The organism is Streptomyces sp. NPDC008121 (assembly GCF_042957155.1).
GTDB lineage: Bacteria > Actinomycetota > Actinomycetes > Streptomycetales > Streptomycetaceae > Streptomyces.
The window spans coordinates 536,854-557,736 of the sequence record NZ_JBIBHT010000002.1 but is presented as its reverse complement, the minus strand read 5'-3'; the positions used below and the strand labels follow the sequence as shown (position 1 = coordinate 557,736).

The following is a 20,883-nucleotide window of genomic DNA, read 5'->3' as shown; positions in this document are numbered from 1 at the left end:
CGGCCATGCGGCCCTCGCCGCGTCCGTCGCTCCGGCCGTGCCCGCGTGCGTCGTCTGCGTGTCCTCGGCGCGATCGGCGGTCAGGTCGTGGACTTCGCGACCGTCGCGGGTACGGGCCCGATCTCGCACCACACCGCCTTGCCCTCGCCGCGCGGTTCGACTCCCCACCGCGAGGCCAGCGCGTCCAGGAGGAGCAGCCCGCGCCCCGAGGTCGCCGCCTCGCCGGGCGTCCGCCGGCGCGGCCAGGCGCTCGACCGGTCCTGCACCGACAGACGCACCCGCCGCACCGGTTCCGGCAGCACCTCGAGGGTGAGCACCGCGCCCCCCTCGGTGTGCAGCAGGACGTTCACCAACAGCTCGCCGGTCAGCAGCTCGGCGTCGTCCGCGAGCGCGTCCATGTCCCAGTCCCGCAGCGCCTGCCCGACCGCCGCGCGGGCGTCCGAGAGCCCCTGCGGGTCCGCCTGATGGATGTACTGGTGGATGCGCGGCGCGCGCGGAGTGCCGGGGTCCGGGCTTCGTCGCAGCACGAGCAGTGCCACGTCGTCGCCCGCGCCCCACCGTTCCCACAGCCGCTCGGAGAGGTGGTCGGCGAGCGCCTCCGCCTGCGGGGGTCCGGTCCGCATCGCCTCGGCGAGCGCCGCGAGGCCGGTGTCGATGTCCGCTCCGGGCTGTTCCACCAGCCCGTCCGTGTGCAGGACGAGCGTCTCGCCGGGCACCAGGTCGAGCCGGGTCTCCGGGAACTCCTCCTGCCCGAAGACGGTGGCCAGGCCCAGCGGCATGCCCCCGCGGAGCTTGGGCCGGCCCACCCGGCCGTCGGTGTGCCGGATCATCGGGTCCAGATGCCCGGCGCGTACGGCGCGCACCGTGCCCCCGGAGAGGTCCACCTGGGCGTAGGTGCAGGTCGCGAAGCGATTGGTGTCGAGCTCGGCGAGGAAGCGCGAGGCGCGGGCCAGCACGGTGGAGGGTGCGTGGCCCTCGCCCGCGTACGCCCGCAGCGCGATCCGCAGCTGACCCATGATCGCGGCGGCGTGGGTGTCGTGGCCTTGGACGTCGCCGACGACGATGCCGACCCGGCCGCGGGGGAGCGGGATGACGTCGTACCAGTCGCCGCCGACCTGCCGCCCGCTCCACGCCGCGTGGTAGCGGACGGCGATCTCGCCGCCCGTGATCTCCGGGATGCGGCGGGGCAGCATCGTCTCCTGGAGGCCGGTGGCGAGTTCCCGTTCCTCGTCGAAGAGGAGGGCGCGCTGGAGGGACTGGGCGACGATCGCGGCGAGACCGAGGGCGAGGTTGCGCTCGTCGGCGCTGAAGGTGGTACGGCCCCGGTAGAACAGCGCCATGCCGCCGAGGGACCGGGCCTGGGCGACCAGTGGCAGATAGCAGGCGGCCCGGAACCGCATCCGGGCCACGTACGGCGCGAGCTCCGGGAAGTCCCGCCCGAGGCCGGGGAAGGAGGGGACGAACCGCGGCCGCCCGCTCAGCACGGTCTCGGCGAGCGGCAGCCCCCGGTCGAGCCGGCGGGACCGGAAGTCGTTCAGGACCTCCATGGACTCCCCGCTGAGCGCGATGATGTTGAGCGAGCCGTTCTCCACCAGGCCGAGCGCCAGACCGTCCGCACCGAGGCGGGCGAGGCCACCGGGGCCGGTGAGGGCGGCGGTGACGTCGTCGACGGTCACCGCGCGGGAGAGGGCGTGCGTGGTGCGCTCGACGATGCTGGTCTGCAGCTCGCGGCGGCGCTCCAGCTCCAGGACGAAGTCGGAGTGCGTGACCTCGGCGGTGGTGTCGCGGACGATGCCGACGATCCGATGCGCCATGCCGTCGGGCTGGCGCAGGATCCGCGCCTGCACGTGCGTCCACTGGGGTGTCCCGTCCTCCCGGTCGAGCCGGAAGTGCGCGCTGTACGAGGTCTGGCCGCTGATGATCGCATGACGGATCACCGCGTCGAGATCGGCGCGCTCCTCGGGCGGCAGCGCCTGGACCAGCGTGGCCGGCCGCCCGTCGAACCCGTTCGGCCCCATCCCGAAGACCAGCAGCCCGGCCTCGTCGACATCGATGGTGCCTGTGTCGAGATCCCAGTCGAAGCTGCCGGTGCGATTCATGGCGAGCCGCTCGGTGGGCCCGATCTCGCCACTGCGGGTGCGCCGGTCGTCATCGGTCATCCCCCCTATTGTCGAACCCGCCTCCCCCCGACGCCATGGCGGCGACACGGCGCGCCGGGGGAGTTTTGTGCGCGGCGCGGGATTCCGGGTTGCCGGGCTCCGGTCCGGGTGGCGGAGCGGGGGCGGGGTGTCACCGCCGGTCGCCCGGATGCGGCGGAGGATGCGGGCCGCGAGAATGGCCAGTGCCGGAAGAACGAGGAGGCGGCATGAACGCTGAGCCCGAGAAGACATTCCGGGGGGAAAGCCCGACGCCCGACAGCCTGCTGCATGCCGGGTCCGAAGGCGAGTTCACGGCGGAGGACCTGGTCCTCGCCTCCGGCCGTGACATGAGTCCGAAGAACCTGGCCTGGGCGGAACGCCGCATGGCGGAGAAGGGCCGCGCTTCCCTGGACGAGCTCCTTCCCTAGGCCGTGCCACCCTCGGCCCCGCCCCGGAACACGGACGCTTCGCCGGGCGGGGCCGGGGCCGCGTGGTGCGGGCGCGCCGGGAAGAGGCGGACGAGACGCCGACGGGTGCGTACGTACGCAGGTGCGCGGGAGTCCTACGCCGCGACCCCGCCGTCACACCCGGGGCCCGGGGCCTTCACCGGCCGATCGGCAGGCCGTGATCCTCTTTGACGCGCTTCATGATGATCTGCGAGTTCACCTCGGTGACGCCCGCCAGGGACGTCAGCCGTTCGATCCACAGCTGCTCGTACGCCGCCAGGTCGGCCACCGCGATGCGCAGCAGACAGCCGGGGCTGCCGAAGAGGCGGTACGCCTCGATGACGTCCGGGATGTCCTGCAGCGCCTCCTCGAACGCCTTGACGGTGTCCCGGTCCCGGCGCACCTCGATGGAGACCAGGACCTCGAAGCTCCGCCCCACGGCCTCGGGGGCGATGACGGCGCGGTACCCCTGGATCACCCCGTCCTGTTCCAGCTGGCGGACCCGGCGCATGCACGCGGAGGCGCTCAGCCCGATCCGCTGGGCGAGCTCCAGGTTCGTCAGACGGCCGTCGGCCTGGAGCTCGCGCAAGATGCTTCGGTCGATTCGGTCCATCACGCAATGATGCAGCGCGGAAGCGCGCGAAGGAAACCGACTTCGCAATCGCGTTGCGCGGGAGCTGCCCTATTGTTTCGGCGACGATGGCGGACCGTGCGGTGTGGACCGTCTGTTCGACTCGGCCCAGCGCGACCCAAGGCGCCCCCACCCCCCACCCCCAAGGCAGACGCAGATGACTCGCGACGACGACCGGACCCGGCGGATCGTTCTCCTCAGCACCGGCGGCACCATAGCCAGCCGCTGGCAAGGCACGGGTTACGCCGCCGACGCGCCGGGCGACGACGTCCTGGCCACCGCCGCGCTGCCGGAGGGCATCGCCGTCGAGGTCGTCGACCTGTTCAACGTCAACAGCTCCCGTATGACCACCCGGCGCCAGCTCACGCTGCTCCGCACGGTCCGGGAGACGCTGGCGGACCCGGGCGTCGACGGCATCGTGATCACCCACGGCACCGACACCCTGGAGGAGACGGCCTTCCTGCTGGACCTCCACCACGACGACCCGCGCCCGGTCGTGCTGACCGGCGCGCAGCGGCCGCTGGGCACCGCCGACGGGGACGGGCCCGGCAACCTCTGCGACGCGCTCCAGGTGGCCGCCAGCGTGCGCGACCTGGGCGTCCTCATCGTCTTCGACGGTCTCGTGCACGCGGCGCGCGGCACGGTGAAGACCAAGACCCTCGCCGTCGACGCCTTCTCCGACCCCTCCGAGCGGGCGCTCGGCAAGGTCGGCTTCAGCCAGGTCCACGTCCAGCGCCGACCGGACCGGTCCGCGCCCCTGCCGCTGCCCCCGGCCGCGTACATCGCCGAGGACGCACCCGAGGCCGCGATCGAGCCCCTGCCGCGGGTCGACATCGTCACCCACCACTCCGACGGCGACCCGGTGCTGCTGAACGCCGCGGTGGCGGCCGGCGCCCAGGGGATCGTCCTGGTGGCGACCGGCGCGGGCAATGCCACGCCCGAGATAGCCGTCGCCGTCGCCGACGCGGTCGCCCGGGGCGTCCTCGTCGCCGTGACGACCCGGGTCCCCGCCGGGCCCGTCGCCGAGATCTACACCGGCGGCGGAGCGGTCGACCTCGTCCAGGCCGGGGCCGTTCTCACCGGTACGCTCCGGGCCGGCCAGGCCCGTATCGCCGTGCTCGCCGCGGTCCTCGCCGCATCGGACCCCGCGCGCCGCGCGGAGGTCCTGGGCCCTCTGCTGAACGGCCCCGTGCGCCCGGAGCCCGCCCTGACGGCGGCCGGCTCCCGCTTCTCGGCGGGCTGAGGCCTCGCCGGTCCCGGCGACCGCGCGGCGCCGGCCGACACCCGGCCGCCGCCGCGAACGACCCCTGGTGCCGTGTCTCGGCGCCCCTCCCCGGCCCCCAACGCCGGACCCCGCCGTACGCCATCTCGGGCCCCCTCGCCGTACGCCGGCCCCACACCTCCGCCGCACCCGGCCCCCCAGATAGGCCCGCCCGGGGGCTTCCCCATTAATGGAACACGTTCTACCGTGGCCGCCGTCGCGCGCACCGCACCCAGGACGCTGCCCCGGGAGGCCCCATGCACCTCGAGTACACGCCCGCCCAGCACCGCCTGCGCGCGGAGCTGCGTGCGTACTTCGCCGAACTCGTCCCGGACAACGTCTACGCCCGCTACGCCGACCCGGCCGCCCAGAAGCGCTTCTACCGCGAGACCGTGCGCCGGCTCGGCTCCGACGGATGGCTCGGGGTCGGCTGGCCCGGCGCGTACGGCGGGCGGGGTCTCGGCGCGATGGAGCAGTTCATCTTCTTCGACGAGGCCGCGCAGGCCGGGGTGCCGCTGCCGCTGATGGCCCTGAACACGGTCGGGCCGACGATCATGCAGTTCGGTACGGACGAACAGAAGGCGTACTTCCTGCCCCGGATCCTCTCCGGGGAGATCGACTTCGCGATCGGCTACAGCGAGCCCGACGCGGGCACCGACCTCGCCGCCCTGAAGACCCGCGCGGCCAGGGAGGGCGACGAGACCACCGGTCACTACACCGTGAACGGCCAGAAGATCTGGACGACGAACGGCGACACCGCGGACTGGGTCTGGCTCGCCGTCCGCACCGACCCGGACGCCCCGCCGCACAAGGGCATCACCATGCTGCTCGTACCGACGTCCGACCCCGGCTACTCCTGCACCCTCATCAACACCCTCGCCTCCCACGACACCACCGCGAGCTACTACGACGACGTCCGCGTCCCCGCCTCCCGCCGCGTCGGCGAGGAGAACAAGGGCTGGCGCCTGATCACCAACCAGCTCAACCACGAACGCGTCACCCTCGCCGCCCACGGCACCATGGCGATCCGTGCCCTCCACGACGTCCAGCGCTGGGCCGCCGACACCGAACTCGCCGACGGCCGCCGGGTGATCGACCTCGGCTGGGTCCGCCGCTGCCTGGCCCGTACCCACACCCGGCTCGACGCGATGAAGCTCCTCAACTGGCAGATGGTGCACGCCGTCGAACACGGCACCCTCACCCCCCAGGACGCCTCCGCCGTGAAGGTCTACGGCTCCGAGGCCCGCCGCGACGCCTACGCCTGGCTCATGGAGGTCGTCGGCTCGGCGGGCCCGCTCAAGGAGGGCTCGGCCGGCGCGGTCCTCCACGGCGAACTCGAGCGCGGCTACCGCTCCGCCGTCATCTTCACCTTCGGCGGCGGCAACAACGAGATCCAGCGCGAGATCATCTCCTGGATCGGCCTGGGCATGCCCCGCGTCCGCCGCTAGCTGTTGCCGGCCATGACGTTGGTGACGCTCGCGTGGAGCCGTGAGGCTGGAGGACGGTTGCCGGTGGCGGGAGGCCCACGAGATCAGGGAGCGCACGAAGACTGCGGCGCGGTAGTTTGCGCCGTTGTCGGTGACCACGCGCACGACCCGGTGAATGCCGTGGGCGGCGAAGAACGCGCGGGCGCGGCTGAGGAACGCCACGGTGGTGGCGGCCTTCTCATCGGGAAGGGATTCGGTGTAGGCCAAGCGGGAGAATCCGTCGACGGCAGAGTGCAGGTAGACGTACCCGCCCTTGGCGCCACCGGTCTTCGCGCCCAGCCCGGGTTCGCCGTGCGTGTCGTACCGGTTCTTCCACTTGGACAGACAGGCGCGGGAGACACCGGCCTCGGCGGCGACGTGCGCGATCGGACGGGTGCGGCAGCGCTCCACGAGCCTTCGGCGTCCCTCGAGGTTCAAGGGGGCGTTCGCGTGTGTCACCGGAGGACCTCGGTGCTCCGGCCGGCCGTGAGGGCGGTGAGGAGGGGGAACGCGATGAGCAGCGCGACCGCGACGAGGAGTCCGCTTGCCCAGAGCGGCCCAAGGCCGCCGGCTTCGGTGCCGAGGGTGGCCGCAGCGATGACGGGGCCGACGGCGGCGCCCACGTTGAGCGCCGCCGTCGCATACGAGCCGGCCATGGTGGGGGCTCCCGCGGCCTCGTAGAGGACCCGCGTGATCAGCGTGCTGCCCAGCGCGAACGACAGTGCGCCCTGCACGAACACGAGAATGAACGGGGCGACCGGCTCGTTGGCCAGCATCGCGAGGGCCAGCCAGCCGATGAGCAGCAGCGGGCCGCCGACTGCGATGACCGGACCGGGGCGCCGGTCGGACAGTCGGCCGGCGACGGTGACGCCCACGAAGGAACCGGCGCCGAAGAGCACCAGGGCGACAGAGATCCACAACTCGCCCAGCCCGGCGCTGTCGGTCACCACGGGGGCGAGGAAGGTGAGGCTTCCGAAGGTTGCCGCGTTCACCAGCGCGCCGAGCAGCATCACCAGAATCAACCGCGGCCGTGTGAGCTGGGCGAGCTCCGCTCGCAACGCCGGCCTGCCAGTCGCCTCCTCTTCATCACGTCCTGCTGGGATTCCCTTCAGGATGCCGAGAGCTGCCGGCAGGCAGAGAGCGGCGACAGCCCAGAATGTGGCCCGCCAGCCGAGCAACGTGCCGAGCACCGAGCCGCCAGGGACACCGGCGATCCTGGCCACCGTCGTGCCTGACAGCAGCACGGCCAGCGCACGTCCCTTCTTGTCGGGTGAGACCAGCGTGGCGGCAGCCGTCAGAGCGACGGCAAGGAACCCTGCGTTCGCGAGCGCGGCGACGACCCGGGTGGCGAACAGGACGGGGAAGCTGGTGGTGATGGCCCCCACGGCGTGAGCTGCCGCGAAAGTGAGGATGAACCCGAGAAGGCTGGAGCGCCTGGGCCAGTTGCGGGCAAGCGCGGCCACAAGGGGGGCACCGACGATCATGCCGACCGCGAAGGCCGAGGTGAGCGTGCCGGCTGTCCCCGCTGTGACGTCGAGGTCTGAGGCGATGTCCGGCAAGAGGCCGGCGAGCATGAATTCCGAGGTGCCCATGGCGAAAACCGCCATGGCAAGCAGGTACAGCGGGAGAGGCATCGAGTGGCTCCGAGGTGAGGAGAAGCACGAGAAGGTCATCTCGTCACCGCGGCCGGCCCCAAGGGCACACTCGCCCGGCCGCGGAATGCGGCGCGACGACAGGGCTACGAGCTCAGTGGTTCAGGGGGCTGACGGCGTGACCGAAAGCCCCCACCCTGTCTGACTCAGGACTCGACATGGCCCGCACGCTACCGGACCGATGCCCGTCGAAGCATCTTGGTTTCACTGACATCGGCCTGAGTCACCAACGTCATGTCCCGCAACAGCTAGGTCGTGTCTTGCGGGACTTTCGCAGCTCCGGCTTGATCGAAGGAGACCGCCCAGGACGGTCCTGTCAGTGGGAGGCCGTAGCGTCAGAGGCATGATCTCCGCGACGGGCCAGGCCGCGGGCCCCTAGGACGCAGCCTTCCTGCCGCGGCTGCGGACGTCCTCACGTTCTAGTCGCCCGAGAAGGCGATCCGCAGGTCTCGGTCAGCACTGCACCGCCGGCCCCATGCCAGCAGCGTCGCCACGACCTCACGCTCGTCACTCCCCAGCCGAGCGAGATCCGTACCTTCCAGTTCCCGCACCATCCGGTCCACCGCCTCACCATGCAGCGTGGTGTCCCCGTACGGATCGATGCGGGCCAGACTGGACAGTCGGTGCCGGCCGAGCCGCTCAACGACCCTCCCCAACTCGTCGTTGTCATCAACCAGCCGCTCCAGCATCCCTGTCGGCGGCCGGGGCCCAGGCCTTCGCCCGGCCCGGGACACCGAGCGTCCTCGACGAAGTTCCATGACGAGTGCCATCCGTGTCTCCTTCCTCCCGCGCCTCACCTCACGCAAGCCGATTCTCCGTGATCCGAAGGAACGGCCTAGGTCGCCTGCAGCAGCTCGATCCGCAGTCACCTGCGGCGTCATGGGATCCGCGCGATGAGTCATCCGCCCGCCGACTCGGCCGCCGAGCGCGGCCCGCACGCCCGGGCGGCGTCCCGGCTGAGTACGATCACCCACGCCGGTCTGAGTACGCGAGCGGTCGCCCGCCGCGCGGGGCGCCGGGAGGGTGGACGTATGCACCGACTACTGCTGCTCGCACCGCTGTTGCTGTTCGCCGTCGGTTGTGGCGTGGTGCCGACCGCCGAGGACGAGGCGACGGACGCCGCGCGGGAGGTGGCCCGGAAGGCGGGTGAGCGGCTCTACGGCCAGCGTCCGCGCACGGCGGAGGAGGTCGGGCGTTCCGCTTCCGGTATCGACGGGGTGGAGGTCCTGCGGCTGACGGGTACCTCGACGCACGACGGGGACGGTGTCGACGTGGTCGTCCGCACGTCCGGCTCGGCGTACGCGGAGTGGCGCGACGCCGAGGAGGTCGTCGTGGAGCGCTGTTTCTCGGTGCGGGTGTCGCCCAGGACGGAGTGGCGTGAGGAGCCCCGGGACGCCGACTGCCCGGACGGCCCTCCGCTGGTCTTCGCCCCGCTGCCCGAACCGCCCCCGCTGCCTTACGAGGAGCTGGACGCGAAGCTTCCCCGGGTGCCGGAGGGCGGCCGGGCCGACGAGGCCGCGGTGCGCCGTACGCTCGCCGCCCTGGACCTGCATCCGGCGATCCGTACCGAGGTGAAGGCGATCGGCGGACGGGTCGGTGTGCTCCTGTCGCTGCCGGGCAACGGCTTCGACCCGCAGGACTGCCTTCTCGCCCGCGTGGCCCCCGGCGAGACGGCGGTGTGGTCGCCGACCCGGATCCAGCGGATGCCCGGCGAGGGCGGCTGCAGCGTCACCAGCGCCCTGAACCGGCTAGGGCCCCCGCACTGAGCGGGCCAGGTGACTCCGGGCGAAGCGCCTCCCGCGTCGGCCGCGCGCCGTCAGCGGCGGGCGTGGCGGACCTTCAGGCGGCCGAACCCCAGCGTCCCCGAGATCCGGATCCTGGGCCCACCGCCGGGGCCGGGGCGGCGAGGCGGCGTGTAACGAGAGTCCTTCCACCCCGTGTGCAGGTCGTCGAGGTCGACGACGGCGTCGCGCGGCACCGTGATCCTGGCCTTGCCGGTGCCGAGAAGCAGCTCGATGTCGACCGCCGGGTGCTCGAACACCGCCCGGGACAGGTCGAGGCGCACCCTCCCGAACGCCGACTCGACCTTGAGCGTCCGCGGCACCCGCCAGGCGCCGCGGCGACGGATCCGTCCGGCCGCGACGGCGATCGTGGACGTCGTGCCCGCGCTCTCCGGAGGAAGGGAGGCCGTGGCCGCGACGAGGTCGCCGCGCGTGGTGGCGGTGAGCACGCGGTCGAGGCCTTCGTCCATCTCCTCGTGCGAGAGGTGCCCTTGGGCGTACGCCTCCTGCAGTCGCTGGACGGCCGCGTCACGCGCGTCCTCGCCGATCGGCGACGACGGGGAGTCCGGGAGAGAGGTCACCGTCTCACTCTAGGACCGAGCGGACGGTACGAACATGGCGAGCGCGCACGGCGATCGGAGACTGAGCGAACCTTCGACGGCCCCTCCCGCCCGGGCCCGCGCCGCCGCTCGCCACGCGGACAGGGCTCCGCCCGGCCCGGCGTGTCGTGTCCGGCCGTCGGCCCGCCCCTCGCGTGTCGCCTCCGGTCCGTGTCCTGGACGGCGCGGCCCGGGCCGGCCCGTGCCGACGGCCGTGCGCCCCCGCCCCGTACAAACTCCGCAGACCGGCCGCCATACTGGACGGGCCGGGGAGGGTGCGACGAATCGACGGGGGCGACACCACGAGATGGCGGAAACCAGGCTGATCCAGGGCCGCTACCGGCTGCACGACGTGATCGGGCGCGGCGGCATGGGCGAGGTGTGGCGCGCGACCGACGAGTCGCTCGGCCGCCGCGTCGCGGTCAAGTGCCTCAAGCCGCTGGGGCCCCAGCGGGATCCCGACTTCACACGGGTCCTCCGCGAACGCTTCCGGCGCGAGGCACGGGTCGCCGCCTCCCTCCAGCACCGCGGCGTGACGGTCGTCCACGACTTCGGCGAGTCCGAGGGCGTGCTCTTCCTGGTGATGGAGCTGCTGGAGGGCCGGAACCTCAGCCAGCTCCTGGAGGAGAACGCGCAGCATCCGCTGCCCGTCCCCGACGTCGTGGACATCGCCGAACAGGTCGCCGACGCCCTGGCGTACACCCACCGCCAGGGCATCGTGCACCGGGACCTCAAGCCGGCCAACATCATGCGGCTCGGCGACGGCGCCGTGAAGATCTGCGACTTCGGGATCGCGCGCCTCGGCGCCGACATCGGCTTCACCTCACGCCTCACCGGCACCGGCATCGCCATGGGGACGCCGCACTACATGTCACCCGAGCAGATCAGCGGCGGCGAGGTCGACCACCGCAGCGATCTCTACTCGCTGGGCTGTGTGCTGTACGAGATCGCCACGGGCGCACCGCCGTTCGACCTCGACGACGCCTGGGCCGTCCTCGTCGGCCACCGGGACACCCCGCCGCGCCCCCTGCGGACCCACCGCGCGGAACTGCCCGACTATCTGGACCGGATCGTCCTCGACCTGCTGGCGAAGACGCCTGACGGGCGGCCCACCGACGCCGGTGATCTGCGCCGCCGGATCCTCACCGCCCGAACGGGCCCCGTCCCGACCGCCGTTCACGGGCCCGCCACGGCGTTCCACCCGACACCGGCCGCCCGGGCCGCCACCGGGACGACCACGCGGACCCTCCCGCACCCCGGGCCCACGACGACGGCGTCGGCCACGCCGGACGCGACCACCAGCGCCACGGCCACCGCGACGGCGACCCCGCTCGGCTCCTCCCTCCTGCCCTCCTGGACGCGGGGCATGACCGTCGGCCACAAGGCGACCGCCGGCTCCGCCGCGCTGCGGCAACCGGTCTACGACCCGGCCGTCGGGCTCACGGGGGAGTGGACCACCGCGTCCCCCGCCGTGCCCCCGGCCCTGCCGCCGACCCCCTCCGGCCCCCAGCCCGCCCACCCCGCCGCCCCACCGGAGCTGATCGCCGTGCTCGACGGGCGGCACCGGGCCGGTCTCGGCCTGGGCCGGCTCGGCCGCTGGGAGGAGGCGAGCGACGTCCACCGCTCCGTGGCGCACGACCGCGAGCGGGTCCTCGGGCCCGACCACACCGACACCCTCGCCAGCCGGTACGAGTTCGCCTTCACGCTCAGCAGGCTCTCCCGCCCGGCCGACGCCCTGCGCGAGTTCGCCCGGGTCGCCGAGGGGCGGGCCCGCGCGCTCGGGCCGGACCATCCCGAGACCCTCGCCGCGCGCCAGGAGACGGCGTACGTCCTGGGCCGCCTCGGGCGGCACTTCGAGGCGCACGACGTCTACGCCTCCGTGCTCGCCTCCCGCGAACGCACCATGGGCCCCGACCACCCCGACACCCTGCGCTGCCGTCACAACCTGGCCTTCAACCTGGGCCGTCTCGGCCGGACGGAGGAGTCGTACCGACTGGCCAAGGAGGTCGCCGAGGCGCGGGCCCGGCTGCTCGGCGCCGACCACCCCGACACCCTGGTCACCCGCTACGAGGTCGCCTCCACCCTGGGCCGGCTGGGCCGCTGGTCCGAGGCGCTGAACGGCTACCGCGAGGTCGCCACGGCCCGCGGCTCCGTCCTCGGCCCCGACCACCCGGCCACGCTCGCCGCCCGCTACGAAGTCGGCATCTGCCTGGGCCGGCTCGGCCGCGGCGCCGAGGCCCTGGAGCTCTACCGCGACCTGGTGGCCGACCGCACCCGGATCCACGGCCCCGAGGACCCCGAGACGCTGCGCGCCCGGCACGGCCTCGGCGTCAACCTCGGTCGCCTCGCCCGCTGGGAGGAGGCCCTGGCGGAGGCGCGGGACGTGTGCGCCGTCCGCGAGCGGGTCCTCGGCGCCGAGCACCCCGACGCGCTGCTCAGCCGCCGCGAGGTGGCCGTCTGTCTCGGCTGGCTGGACCGCTGGGAAGAGGCCCTGACCGCCTACCGGCAGGTCGCCGAGGTCCGCGAGCGGGCGCTGGGTGCCGAACACCCCGAAACCCTCACCGGGCGTCACGACGAGGCGCACTGCCTGGAACGGCTCGGCCGCCACGCGGAGGCCGTGGAGCTGTACCGCAGGGTCGCGGCCCTGCGCCACCCGGCCCCCTGACCCCACGGCCGCCGCCGCCCCGCCCCCTGACCCCCCGGCCGCTACCGCCCCGCCATCCGTGTGGCCACCTCACCCCGACCCCGCTGTGGCCACCTCACCCCCGTCCCCGACGTCCCTCGCCAATCGATTTCGGCCCCTCCCACGCCCGGTTCCCCGGGCGGAGGGCGGGGTTCCGCGCCGGGAGTGCCGCGTGTTAGCAAGGGACATGACCGCACAGCGCTCGTACGACGCCGTCATCGTCGGCGGTGGCCACAACGGACTGGTCGCCGCCGCCTACCTGGCCCGCGCCGGACGCACCGTCCTCGTCCTGGAACGCCTCGGCTCGACCGGCGGCGCCGCCGTCTCCACCCGGCCCTTCGCCGGGATCGACGCCCGCCTCTCCCGGTACTCCTACCTGGTCTCGCTCCTGCCGCAGAAGATCGTGCGCGAACTGGGACTGCGGTTCGCCGTGCGGAAACGGTCCGTCTCCTCGTACACCCCGAAGGGCGACGGCGGGCTCCTCGTCGGCGGCGGACCCGACCGGACCCGCGCCTCCTTCGCCGCCCTCACCGGATCGGACCGCGAGTACGAGGCGTGGCAGGCGTTCTACGGCCGCACCGCCCAGGTCGCCGAGCGCGTCTTCCCCACCCTTACCGAACCGCTGCCCACCCGGGACGAACTGCGCGCCCGCGTCGACGACGAGACCGCCTGGCGCATGCTGTTCGAGCGGCCCATCGGAGCCGCGGTCGAGGAGACCTTCGCCGACGACCTCGTCCGGGGCGTCGTCCTCACCGACGCCCTGATCGGCACGTTCGCCGACGCCCACGACCCGACCCTGCTCCAGAACCGCTGCTTCCTCTACCACGTGATCGGCGGCGGCACCGGGGACTGGGACGTCCCCGTCGGCGGCATGGGCGCGCTCACCGACGCCCTCGCGGACGCCGCCCGCACGGCGGGCGCCGAGATCCGCACCGGGCACGAGGTCACCCGCATCGAGACGGACGGCCGCCGTGCCGCGATCGGTTACCGCACGGCGGAGGGCGAAGGGGCGGTCGAGGCCACGCACGCGCTGGTGAACGCCTCCCCGCAGACCCTCGCCGCCCTCCTCGGCGAGACGGCCCCGACGCCCGCCGAAGGAGCCCAGCTCAAGGTCAACATGCTGCTCACCCGGCTGCCCCGGCTCCGGGACCGGTCCGTCGACCCGCGCGAGGCGTTCGCCGGGACGTTCCACATCGCCGAGGGGTACGGGCAGTTGGCGACCGCCTACGCCGAAGCGGCGGCCGGCCGGCTGCCGAGCACCCCGCCCTCCGAGATCTACTGCCACTCCCTGACCGACCCCACGATCCTCGGCCGTGACCTCGCCGCGCGCGGCTACCAGACCCTCACCCTCTTCGGACTGCACACCCCCGCACGCCTCTTCGCCGCCGACCACGACACCGCCCGCGCCGACCTGCTCAAGGCGACCCTGGCGGAGCTCGACGCGGTCCTGGACGAGCCGATCACCGACTGCCTCGCCCTCGACGCGGACGGCCGCCCGTGCATCGAGGCGAAGACCCCCCTCGACCTGGAACGCGATCTGCGGCTCCCCGGCGGCCACATCTTCCACCGCGACCTCTCCTTCCCCTACGGCGAGGACGGCTCCGGACGATGGGGCGTCGAGACCGCCCACCCCAACGTGCTGCTGTGCGGCGCCGGAGCCGTCCGGGGCGGCGGGGTCAGCGGCATCCCCGGACACAACGCGGCGATGGCGGCGCTGGGGCGGTGACACCCCGGCGACCGCCCGTCGGCGCGCCCCCGCCGAGGACGTGAAGCTGATCTGCGACCGTGCTTAAGAAAACCTCGATGGACCTCGGGCCCGGCGTACGGAAGATTCTCCTGTGGGGATCTTGGCGTGAAACCGCGCCCGGACCCCCTCACTCACAGGACTCGTACGTCGGGAGCCACGGCATTGAAGGCACTGGTCAAGCAGAAGGCGGAGCCGGGACTCTGGCTCACGGACGTGCCGGAGCCGGAGATCGGCGCCGCGGACGTACTGATCAAGGTCAAGCGGACCGGGATCTGCGGGACGGACCTCCACATCCGCTCCTGGGACGGATGGGCCCAGAAGACCATCGCCACCCCGCTCACCCTCGGCCACGAGTTCGTCGGCGAGGTCGTCGAGACCGGCCGTGACGTCGCGGACATCCGGATCGGCGACCTGGTCAGCGGCGAAGGTCACCTCGTCTGCGGCAAGTGCCGCAACTGTCTGGCCGGCCGCCGCCACCTCTGCCGCGCCACCGTCGGCCTCGGCGTCGGCCGCGACGGCGCGTTCGCGGAGTACGTCGCCCTGCCCGCGTCCAACGTGTGGGTGCACCGCGTCCCCGTCGACCTCGACATCGCCGCGATCTTCGACCCCTTCGGCAACGCCGTGCACACCGCCCTCTCCTTCCCGCTCGTCGGCGAGGACGTGCTGGTCACCGGCGCGGGCCCGATCGGCATCATGGCCGCCGCCGTCGCCAAGCACGCCGGCGCCCGCCACGTCGTCATCACCGACGTGAGCGAGGAGCGCCTCGACCTCGCCCGCAAGGCGGGCGTGTCGCTGGCCCTGAACGTCGCCGAGCAGACGATCGCCGACGGACAGCGCACGCTCGGCCTCAAGGAGGGCTTCGACGTCGGCCTGGAGATGTCCGGCAACCCGCGCGCGATGCGCGACATGGTCGCGAACATGACCAACGGCGGCAAGATCGCGATGCTCGGCCTGCCCGCCGAGGACTTCTCCGTCGACTGGGCGAAGATCGTCACCTCGATGATCACCATCAAGGGCATCTACGGCCGCGAGATGTACGAGACCTGGTACGCGATGTCGGTGCTCCTGGAGGGCGGCCTCGACCTCTCCCCGGTGATCACCGGCCGGTACGACTACCGCGACTTCGAGGCGGCCTTCGACGACGCCGCCTCCGGCAAGGGCGGCAAGATCATCCTCGACTGGAGCGGTACGGACTAGAAGCCGGTCGCCGTCCCCGCCCCCTCCCGCCTCTCCACCTCCCAGGAGCCCTCCGATGTTCTCCTCCGTCCGCGACGATCTCCGCACCACCCTCGACGAGATCCGCGCCGCCGGCCTGCACAAGCCCGAGCGGGTCATCGGCACCCCGCAGTCCGCCACCGTCGCCGTCACCTCCGGCGGGCGGCCCGGCGAGGTGCTCAACTTCTGCGCCAACAACTACCTCGGGCTCGCCGACCACCCCGAGGTGATCGCCGCCGCCCACGAGGCGCTCGACCGCTGGGGCTACGGCATGGCTTCCGTGCGCTTCATCTGCGGCACGCAGGAGGTCCACAAGGAGCTGGAGGCGCGGCTGTCGTCGTTCCTCGGCCAGGAGGACACGATCCTCTACTCCTCCTGCTTCGACGCCAACGGCGGAGTCTTCGAGACGATCCTCGGCCCCGAGGACGCCGTCATCTCCGACGCCCTCAACCACGCCAGCATCATCGACGGCATCCGCCTCTCCAAGGCGCGCCGCTTCCGCTACGCCAACCGTGACATGGCCGACCTGGAGCGCCAGCTCAAGGAGGCCACCGAGGGCGGCGCCCGGCGCAAGCTGATCGTCACCGACGGCGTCTTCTCCATGGACGGCTACGTCGCCCCGCTCGACGAGATCTGCGACCTGGCCGAGCGCCACGACGCCATGGTGATGGTCGACGACTCGCACGCCGTCGGCTTCGTCGGCCCCGGCGGCCGGGGAACGCCCGAGCTGCACGGCGTGATGGACCGCGTCGACATCATCACCGGCACGCTCGGCAAGGCCCTCGGAGGAGCCTCCGGCGGTTACGTCGCCGCCCGCGCCGAGATCGTCGCCCTGCTGCGCCAGCGCTCCCGCCCGTACCTCTTCTCCAACACCCTCGCCCCGGTCATCGCCGCCGCCTCCCTGAAGGTCATCGACCTGCTGGAGTCGGCCGGCGAGCTGCGCGAGCGCCTGCGCGCCAACACCGCGCTCTTCCGCTCGCGGATGACCGAGGAGGGCTTCGACGTCCTCCCCGGCGACCACGCCATCGCCCCCGTCATGATCGGCGACGCGGCGGAGGCCGGGCGGATGGCGGAGCAGCTCCTGGAGCGCGGGGTGTACGTGATCGGCTTCTCGTACCCCGTCGTCCCGCAGGGCCAGGCGCGCATCCGTGTCCAGCTGTCGGCGGCCCACTCCACCGAGGACGTCAACCGCGCGGTCGACGCGTTCGTCGACGCCCGCGCCGCCCTGCGAGACTAGGTCCCGACCGGTCACGAGCCGGCAGGACCGACCGGACGGGACCGAGTCAATGATCGAAGCGCGGCGGCTGCACATCCTCCGTGCGGTGGCCGACCACCGTACGGTCACGGCGGCGGCCGCCGCGCTCTACCTCACGCCGTCCGCGGTCTCCCAGCAGCTCGCGGCCCTGGAGCAGGAGACCGGTCACCGGCTGGTCGAGCGCAACGCCCGCGGGGCGCGTCTCACCCCGGCCGGCGAGATCCTGCTGGATCACGCCAACGCCGTCCTGGCCCAGCTGGAGCGGGCCGAGTCCGAACTCGCGGCCTACGGCTCCGGAGAGGCCGGTACGGTCACGGTGGCCGCGTTCGCCACCGGCATCGGCCTGGTCGTCGCCCCGGCCATCACCGGACTCGCCCGCACCTCGCCCGGCATCCGGGTGCGGGTGCGGGACGCGGAGGGCGACGAGAGCCTGCTGATGGTCCTGGACCGGCAGGTCGACGTGGCGGTCGCCGTCGAGTACCGCGGCGCCCCCGGCGAGGACGACGCCCGGCTCACCCGCGTCCCGCTGTACGCGGAGCCCTTCGACGCCGTCCTGCCCCCCGGCCACGGCCTCGCCGACGGCGAGCGGGTCGCGCTGGCCGACCTCGCCCGGGACGCCTGGATCGGCCAGTCCGCCGGCAACCCCTGTCACGACGTGACTGTCCTCGCCTGCGAGTACGCGGGCTTCGCCCCCCGTCTGGAGCACTCCTCCGACGATTTCCGCGCCGTCGTCGCGCTCGCCTCGGCCGGGGCGGGCGTGGCCCTCGTCCCGCGTTCGGCCCTCCGCGGCATGGAACTCGCCGATGTCGTCATCCGGCCGGTCGACGGCGTCGCCCCCACCCGCCGGGTCTTCGCCGCCGTCCGGCGCGGGGCCGAGGAGCATCCGCTGATCAGCCCGGTCCTGGCCGCGCTGCGCGCGGCGGCGGAGCCCGCCGGCTGATCCACGGCGTGCGCCCCCGCCGCCGGCCCGCCCATCATGGAAGGGCTGCCGGATCTTCTCAGGAGGCGCCATGGCCGTGACCGAAGGGACCGTGCCGTTCCGCGGGTTCCACACCTGGTACCAGGCCGTGGGCCCGCTGCCGTCGGCGGGGGAGAAGGTGCCGCTCCTCGTGGTCCACGGAGGGCCCGGGCTGCCGCACGACTATCTGGAGGACCTCGCCGCCCTCGCCGGCGAGGACGCGGGCCCCGGCCGGCTCGGGAGCGGCGGCGAGGACGCGGGCCCCGGAAAGGGCGATGAGGACGCGGGCGCCCACCCCGACGGAGGTCCTCCCGGGGGCGGCCGGACCGTCGTCTTCTACGACCAGCTCGGCTGCGGCCGGTCCGAGACGGCCGAGGACCCCGCCCTGTGGACGATGGAGACCTTCGTCGCCGAGATCGACGCCGTCCGCGGCGCCCTCGGACTGGACCGGGTCCACCTCCTCGGCCACTCCTGGGGCACCCAGGTGCTCCTGGAGTACATGCTCGGCAAACCCTCCGGCGTGGTCTCCCTCGTGCTGGCGGGCCCCATCGCCGACGCCCCCGCCTACGCCGCCGAGGCGCGGCGGCTGAAGGACTCCCTTCCTCCGGAGGTGCGCGAGGTGATCGACCGCTGCGAGGCGGAGGGCACCACCGACGACGACGCCTATCTCGGCGCGGCCATGGCCTTCTACCAGCGGTGGCTGTGCCGTCTGGACCCCTGGCCCGAGCACGTCGTGCGCTCCGTCCTCACCCTGCGGGAGGAGGTGAACGCGGCGCTGTGGGGCCCGGAGTGGAACGTCACCGGAAGCCTGAAGGACTGGGACGTCAGCGCCCGGCTGGGCGAGCTCGACCTGCCCGTCCTGCTGACCTCCGGACGCCACGACGTGGTGGTGCCCGACCTCGTCCGGCCCCTGGCGGACGCCATCCCGGGCGCCGCGTGGGTCCTCTTCGAGGACAGCGCCCACCTCGCCTCCGTCGAGGAGCCGGAGCGCTACCGCCGCGTCGTGGAGGAGTTCCTCACCGAGGCGGAGGCGGAGGCGGAGGCCGAGGCCGCGACCGATACCGTTACCGATACCGGGCACCGCTGAGCGGCGCCCGTCCCCGCCCTGCTCAGTCGGCCGACCTGGTCCACCCCACCGCGTCGATACGGGCCGCGTCCGCCGCCCGCGTCTCGTCGAAAAGGGGCCGCCCCGCGCCGTCGAGGACCCGCAGCCCGTCCACGTACACCCCACGCCCGACGTAGCGCCCGTCCGTCGTGTACCGCCAGCGCAGGCGCACGGAGGCGGCACCCCAGGTCGTGAGGTCGGCGGCCGCTTCGTACCAGACCCGTCCGGACCAGCCGCCCACCGAGCCGGACGGCCGGGGCCGGGGCTCCTCGCCCCTGCGTACGGTGGTGAACGGCACCGGCCCCCAGGTCGCGCCGTCGTCCCGGGACGCCTCCAGGAAGGCGGCGTCCGCGCCGGGTTCGGTGTCCCACCACACGGCGCACCGCAGCCGCGCGGCGCCCGGCGGCAGTGCGGGAAGGGCGAGCGTGGCGGTCGTGGCGCTCGCCATCCCCGAGAACCAGGCCGTCCGGCCGTGAGCCGGGCGGACCGGCACGGCGCGGGCCAGCGCGTCGGCCGCCGCGACCCGGGGCGCCGAGCCGGAGCGCCAGGTCCGCACGGGGTGGACGGAGTTGCCGAGGATGACGAGGAACGCGTCGGTGGTCGGGTCCAGGACCAGGCTGGTGCCGGTGAAACCGGTGTGGCCGGCCGTACGCGGGGTGGCCATCGCGCCCATGTACCAGTGCTGGTGGAGCTCGAAGCCGAGGCCGTGCTCGTCGCCCGGGAACGCGGTGTTGAAGTCGGTGAACATCAGCTCCACGGACTCCGGGGCGAGGATCCGGGCGCGGCCGTACGCCCCGCCGTTGAGGAGCGTGCGGGCCAGCACCGCCAGGTCCCATGCGCAGGAGAAGACCCCGGCGTGCCCGGCCACCCCGCCCATGCCGTAGGCGTTCTCGTCGTGGACCTCGCCCCACACCATGCCCCGGTCGAGACCGGACCAGGGAAGCCGGGCGTCCTCCGTCGCCGCGATCCGCGGCCGCCAGGAGGGCGGCGGGTTGAACCGTGTGCGGCGCATGCCGAGGGGGTCGGTGATCTCCTCGCGGAGTAGGACGTCCAGCGGGCGGCCGGTGATCTCCTCCAGGACCAGCTGGAGCGTGATCAGGTTCAGGTCGGAGTAGAGGTACGCCGTTCCCGGCGGGGCGGCGAGCACCTCGTTCCACAGCAGCCTCAGCCGCCCCTCCCGCGTCGGCTCCTTGTAGAGCGGGATCCAGGCCCGGAACCCCGAGGTGTGGGTGAGCAGCTGACGGACCGTGACGTCCTGCTTGCCGCCCCCGCCGAACAGCGGGAGGTACGTCGTGACCTTCGCCTCCAGCCCCAGCGCCCCGCGCTCGATCTGCTGGACCGCGAGGAGCGAGGTGAACAGCTTGGAGACGGACGCGAGGTCGAAGACCGTGTCCTCGGCCATCGCGATCCGCCGCTCCTCGGGGAGTTCGACGCCGGTGTCCGTCTTCTCGTCGTAGCGCGCGTACCGTACGGCCGAGCCGATGGCCCGGTGCAGCGCGACCGTTCCGCCCCGCCCGGCGAGCAGCACCGCGCCCGCGTACCAGGGGTGGACGGGGGAGGGGCCGAGGTACGTCTCGGCTTCGGCGACGAGCCGGTCGAGCGGCCCGGGAAGCAGCCCGGCGCGTGCCGCGGAGCCGTACCGCAGCGTGGTCCTGCCGGCCGGGCCGGGCCGCCCCGCACGGGCGGCCCCGGAGGCGGCGGCGGCCCCCGGAATCGAGCCGACCATCACCGCACCTCCCAGGGCCAGCAGCCCGCCGCCGAACACCCGGCGGCCGACGCCCCGGCCCGGCGCGCCCGCTGTCGCTTCCTCCGTCATCCCCTACCCTCTCCCACGCCACTGAAAGAATCCTTCGGGAACACCCATCACATCTGAAACTTTCTTACCGGGGTGGGAGGGCGTCAAGGAAGCGGTCGGTGCCGCAAAGAATCTGACGTGGCATCAGAAT

At 73.3% G+C, this 20,883-nt stretch carries 16 protein-coding genes and 1 pseudogene; 10 read left to right on the top strand and 7 right to left on the bottom strand.

The window, feature by feature from the left end; genetic code table 11:
• Positions 1-80: 80 nt before the first annotated feature.
• On the bottom strand, positions 81-2,159 hold the full coding sequence (locus ACFZBD_RS08030; protein ID WP_391137343.1) for a SpoIIE family protein phosphatase: 2,079 nt from the start codon (positions 2,157-2,159) through the stop codon (positions 81-83).
• 206 nt (positions 2,160-2,365) lie between these two features.
• Here ACFZBD_RS08030 and ACFZBD_RS08025 point away from each other — a divergent pair, with 206 nt between their 5' ends.
• The gene (locus ACFZBD_RS08025; RefSeq protein WP_391137340.1) at positions 2,366-2,566 is read left to right on the top strand and encodes a hypothetical protein; all 201 of its coding nucleotides are present in this window, start codon (positions 2,366-2,368) and stop codon (positions 2,564-2,566) included.
• Positions 2,567-2,741: 175 nt separating this feature from the next.
• On the opposite strand, the gene ACFZBD_RS08020 is transcribed toward ACFZBD_RS08025, so the two are convergent.
• Positions 2,742-3,197, bottom strand: coding sequence for a winged helix-turn-helix transcriptional regulator (locus tag ACFZBD_RS08020; protein ID WP_391137337.1), 456 nt, complete (start codon positions 3,195-3,197; stop codon positions 2,742-2,744).
• A gap of 175 nt (positions 3,198-3,372) precedes the next feature.
• Between ACFZBD_RS08020 and ACFZBD_RS08015 the strand changes: the two genes are divergently transcribed.
• Both ACFZBD_RS08015 and ACFZBD_RS08010 read left to right on the top strand, forming a co-directional pair.
• A complete protein-coding gene (locus ACFZBD_RS08015) occupies positions 3,373-4,458 on the top strand; it encodes an asparaginase domain-containing protein (RefSeq protein WP_391137334.1) in 1,086 nt (361 codons plus the stop codon).
• 275 nt (positions 4,459-4,733) lie between these two features.
• Positions 4,734-5,924, top strand: a complete 1,191-nt coding sequence (locus ACFZBD_RS08010; protein ID WP_391137331.1) for an acyl-CoA dehydrogenase family protein — start codon at positions 4,734-4,736, stop codon at positions 5,922-5,924.
• A gap of 95 nt (positions 5,925-6,019) precedes the next feature.
• Here the strand turns inward: ACFZBD_RS08010 and ACFZBD_RS08005 are convergent.
• The 3 genes and pseudogenes from ACFZBD_RS08005 to ACFZBD_RS07995 all read right to left on the bottom strand — a co-directional run.
• Positions 6,020-6,236, bottom strand: a pseudogene (locus tag ACFZBD_RS08005) (DDE-type integrase/transposase/recombinase); the annotation flags it as partial.
• A gap of 161 nt (positions 6,237-6,397) precedes the next feature.
• Positions 6,398-7,576 carry a Cmx/CmrA family chloramphenicol efflux MFS transporter gene (locus ACFZBD_RS08000; RefSeq protein ID WP_391137328.1) on the bottom strand — a complete coding sequence of 393 codons (1,179 nt, stop codon included), beginning with the start codon at positions 7,574-7,576 and terminating at the stop codon, positions 6,398-6,400.
• A gap of 437 nt (positions 7,577-8,013) precedes the next feature.
• On the bottom strand, positions 8,014-8,364 hold the full coding sequence (locus ACFZBD_RS07995) for a hypothetical protein (RefSeq protein WP_391137325.1): 351 nt from the start codon (positions 8,362-8,364) through the stop codon (positions 8,014-8,016).
• A gap of 261 nt (positions 8,365-8,625) precedes the next feature.
• On the opposite strand from ACFZBD_RS07995, the gene ACFZBD_RS07990 reads away from it, so the two are divergent.
• Entirely contained in the window at positions 8,626-9,360 is a 735-nt protein-coding gene (locus ACFZBD_RS07990; RefSeq protein WP_391137322.1) for a translation initiation factor IF-2, read from the top strand.
• Positions 9,361-9,410: 50 nt separating this feature from the next.
• Here the strand turns inward: ACFZBD_RS07990 and ACFZBD_RS07985 are convergent, their stop codons facing one another.
• Positions 9,411-9,956: a DUF1707 domain-containing protein gene (locus tag ACFZBD_RS07985; protein WP_391137319.1), complete on the bottom strand. Its 546-nt coding sequence runs from the start codon at positions 9,954-9,956 to the stop codon at positions 9,411-9,413.
• 325 nt (positions 9,957-10,281) lie between these two features.
• Here ACFZBD_RS07985 and ACFZBD_RS07980 point away from each other — a divergent pair, with 325 nt between their 5' ends.
• From ACFZBD_RS07980 to ACFZBD_RS07955, 6 genes are all read left to right on the top strand, one after another.
• A complete protein-coding gene (locus tag ACFZBD_RS07980) occupies positions 10,282-12,639 on the top strand; it encodes a tetratricopeptide repeat protein (protein WP_391137317.1) in 2,358 nt (785 codons plus the stop codon).
• A gap of 205 nt (positions 12,640-12,844) precedes the next feature.
• Positions 12,845-14,383 carry an FAD-dependent oxidoreductase gene (locus ACFZBD_RS07975; protein WP_391137314.1) on the top strand — a complete coding sequence of 513 codons (1,539 nt, stop codon included), beginning with the start codon at positions 12,845-12,847 and terminating at the stop codon, positions 14,381-14,383.
• A gap of 183 nt (positions 14,384-14,566) precedes the next feature.
• Entirely contained in the window at positions 14,567-15,601 is a 1,035-nt protein-coding gene (gene tdh / locus ACFZBD_RS07970) for an L-threonine 3-dehydrogenase (protein WP_391137311.1), read from the top strand.
• A 55-nt stretch (positions 15,602-15,656) separates the two neighbouring features.
• A complete protein-coding gene (locus ACFZBD_RS07965) occupies positions 15,657-16,856 on the top strand; it encodes a glycine C-acetyltransferase (protein WP_391137309.1) in 1,200 nt (399 codons plus the stop codon).
• Between the two features lie 49 nt (positions 16,857-16,905).
• Positions 16,906-17,814, top strand: coding sequence for a LysR substrate-binding domain-containing protein (locus ACFZBD_RS07960; protein WP_391137308.1), 909 nt, complete (start codon positions 16,906-16,908; stop codon positions 17,812-17,814).
• A 70-nt stretch (positions 17,815-17,884) separates the two neighbouring features.
• Positions 17,885-18,919, top strand: a complete 1,035-nt coding sequence (locus ACFZBD_RS07955; protein WP_391137304.1) for a proline iminopeptidase-family hydrolase — start codon at positions 17,885-17,887, stop codon at positions 18,917-18,919.
• A gap of 22 nt (positions 18,920-18,941) precedes the next feature.
• On the opposite strand, the gene ACFZBD_RS07950 is transcribed toward ACFZBD_RS07955, so the two are convergent.
• A complete protein-coding gene (locus tag ACFZBD_RS07950) occupies positions 18,942-20,753 on the bottom strand; it encodes a serine hydrolase (protein WP_391137302.1) in 1,812 nt (603 codons plus the stop codon).
• Positions 20,754-20,883 lie beyond the last annotated feature (130 nt).

Coding starts and splice junctions, on each gene's coding strand:
- ACFZBD_RS07960 (WP_391137308.1), top strand. CDS start 16,906: ATGATCGAAGCGCGGCGGCTGCACATCCTCCGTGCGGTGGCCGACCAC.
- ACFZBD_RS08020 (WP_391137337.1), bottom strand. CDS start 3,197: ATGGACCGAATCGACCGAAGCATCTTGCGCGAGCTCCAGGCCGACGGC.
- ACFZBD_RS07950 (WP_391137302.1), bottom strand. CDS start 20,753: ATGACGGAGGAAGCGACAGCGGGCGCGCCGGGCCGGGGCGTCGGCCGC.
- ACFZBD_RS07975 (WP_391137314.1), top strand. CDS start 12,845: ATGACCGCACAGCGCTCGTACGACGCCGTCATCGTCGGCGGTGGCCAC.
- ACFZBD_RS08000 (WP_391137328.1), bottom strand. CDS start 7,576: ATGCCTCTCCCGCTGTACCTGCTTGCCATGGCGGTTTTCGCCATGGGC.
- ACFZBD_RS08010 (WP_391137331.1), top strand. CDS start 4,734: ATGCACCTCGAGTACACGCCCGCCCAGCACCGCCTGCGCGCGGAGCTG.
- ACFZBD_RS07995 (WP_391137325.1), bottom strand. CDS start 8,364: ATGGCACTCGTCATGGAACTTCGTCGAGGACGCTCGGTGTCCCGGGCC.
- ACFZBD_RS08025 (WP_391137340.1), top strand. CDS start 2,366: ATGAACGCTGAGCCCGAGAAGACATTCCGGGGGGAAAGCCCGACGCCC.
- ACFZBD_RS07990 (WP_391137322.1), top strand. CDS start 8,626: ATGCACCGACTACTGCTGCTCGCACCGCTGTTGCTGTTCGCCGTCGGT.
- ACFZBD_RS07955 (WP_391137304.1), top strand. CDS start 17,885: ATGGCCGTGACCGAAGGGACCGTGCCGTTCCGCGGGTTCCACACCTGG.
- ACFZBD_RS08015 (WP_391137334.1), top strand. CDS start 3,373: ATGACTCGCGACGACGACCGGACCCGGCGGATCGTTCTCCTCAGCACC.
- ACFZBD_RS07980 (WP_391137317.1), top strand. CDS start 10,282: ATGGCGGAAACCAGGCTGATCCAGGGCCGCTACCGGCTGCACGACGTG.
- ACFZBD_RS07965 (WP_391137309.1), top strand. CDS start 15,657: ATGTTCTCCTCCGTCCGCGACGATCTCCGCACCACCCTCGACGAGATC.
- ACFZBD_RS08030 (WP_391137343.1), bottom strand. CDS start 2,159: ATGACCGATGACGACCGGCGCACCCGCAGTGGCGAGATCGGGCCCACC.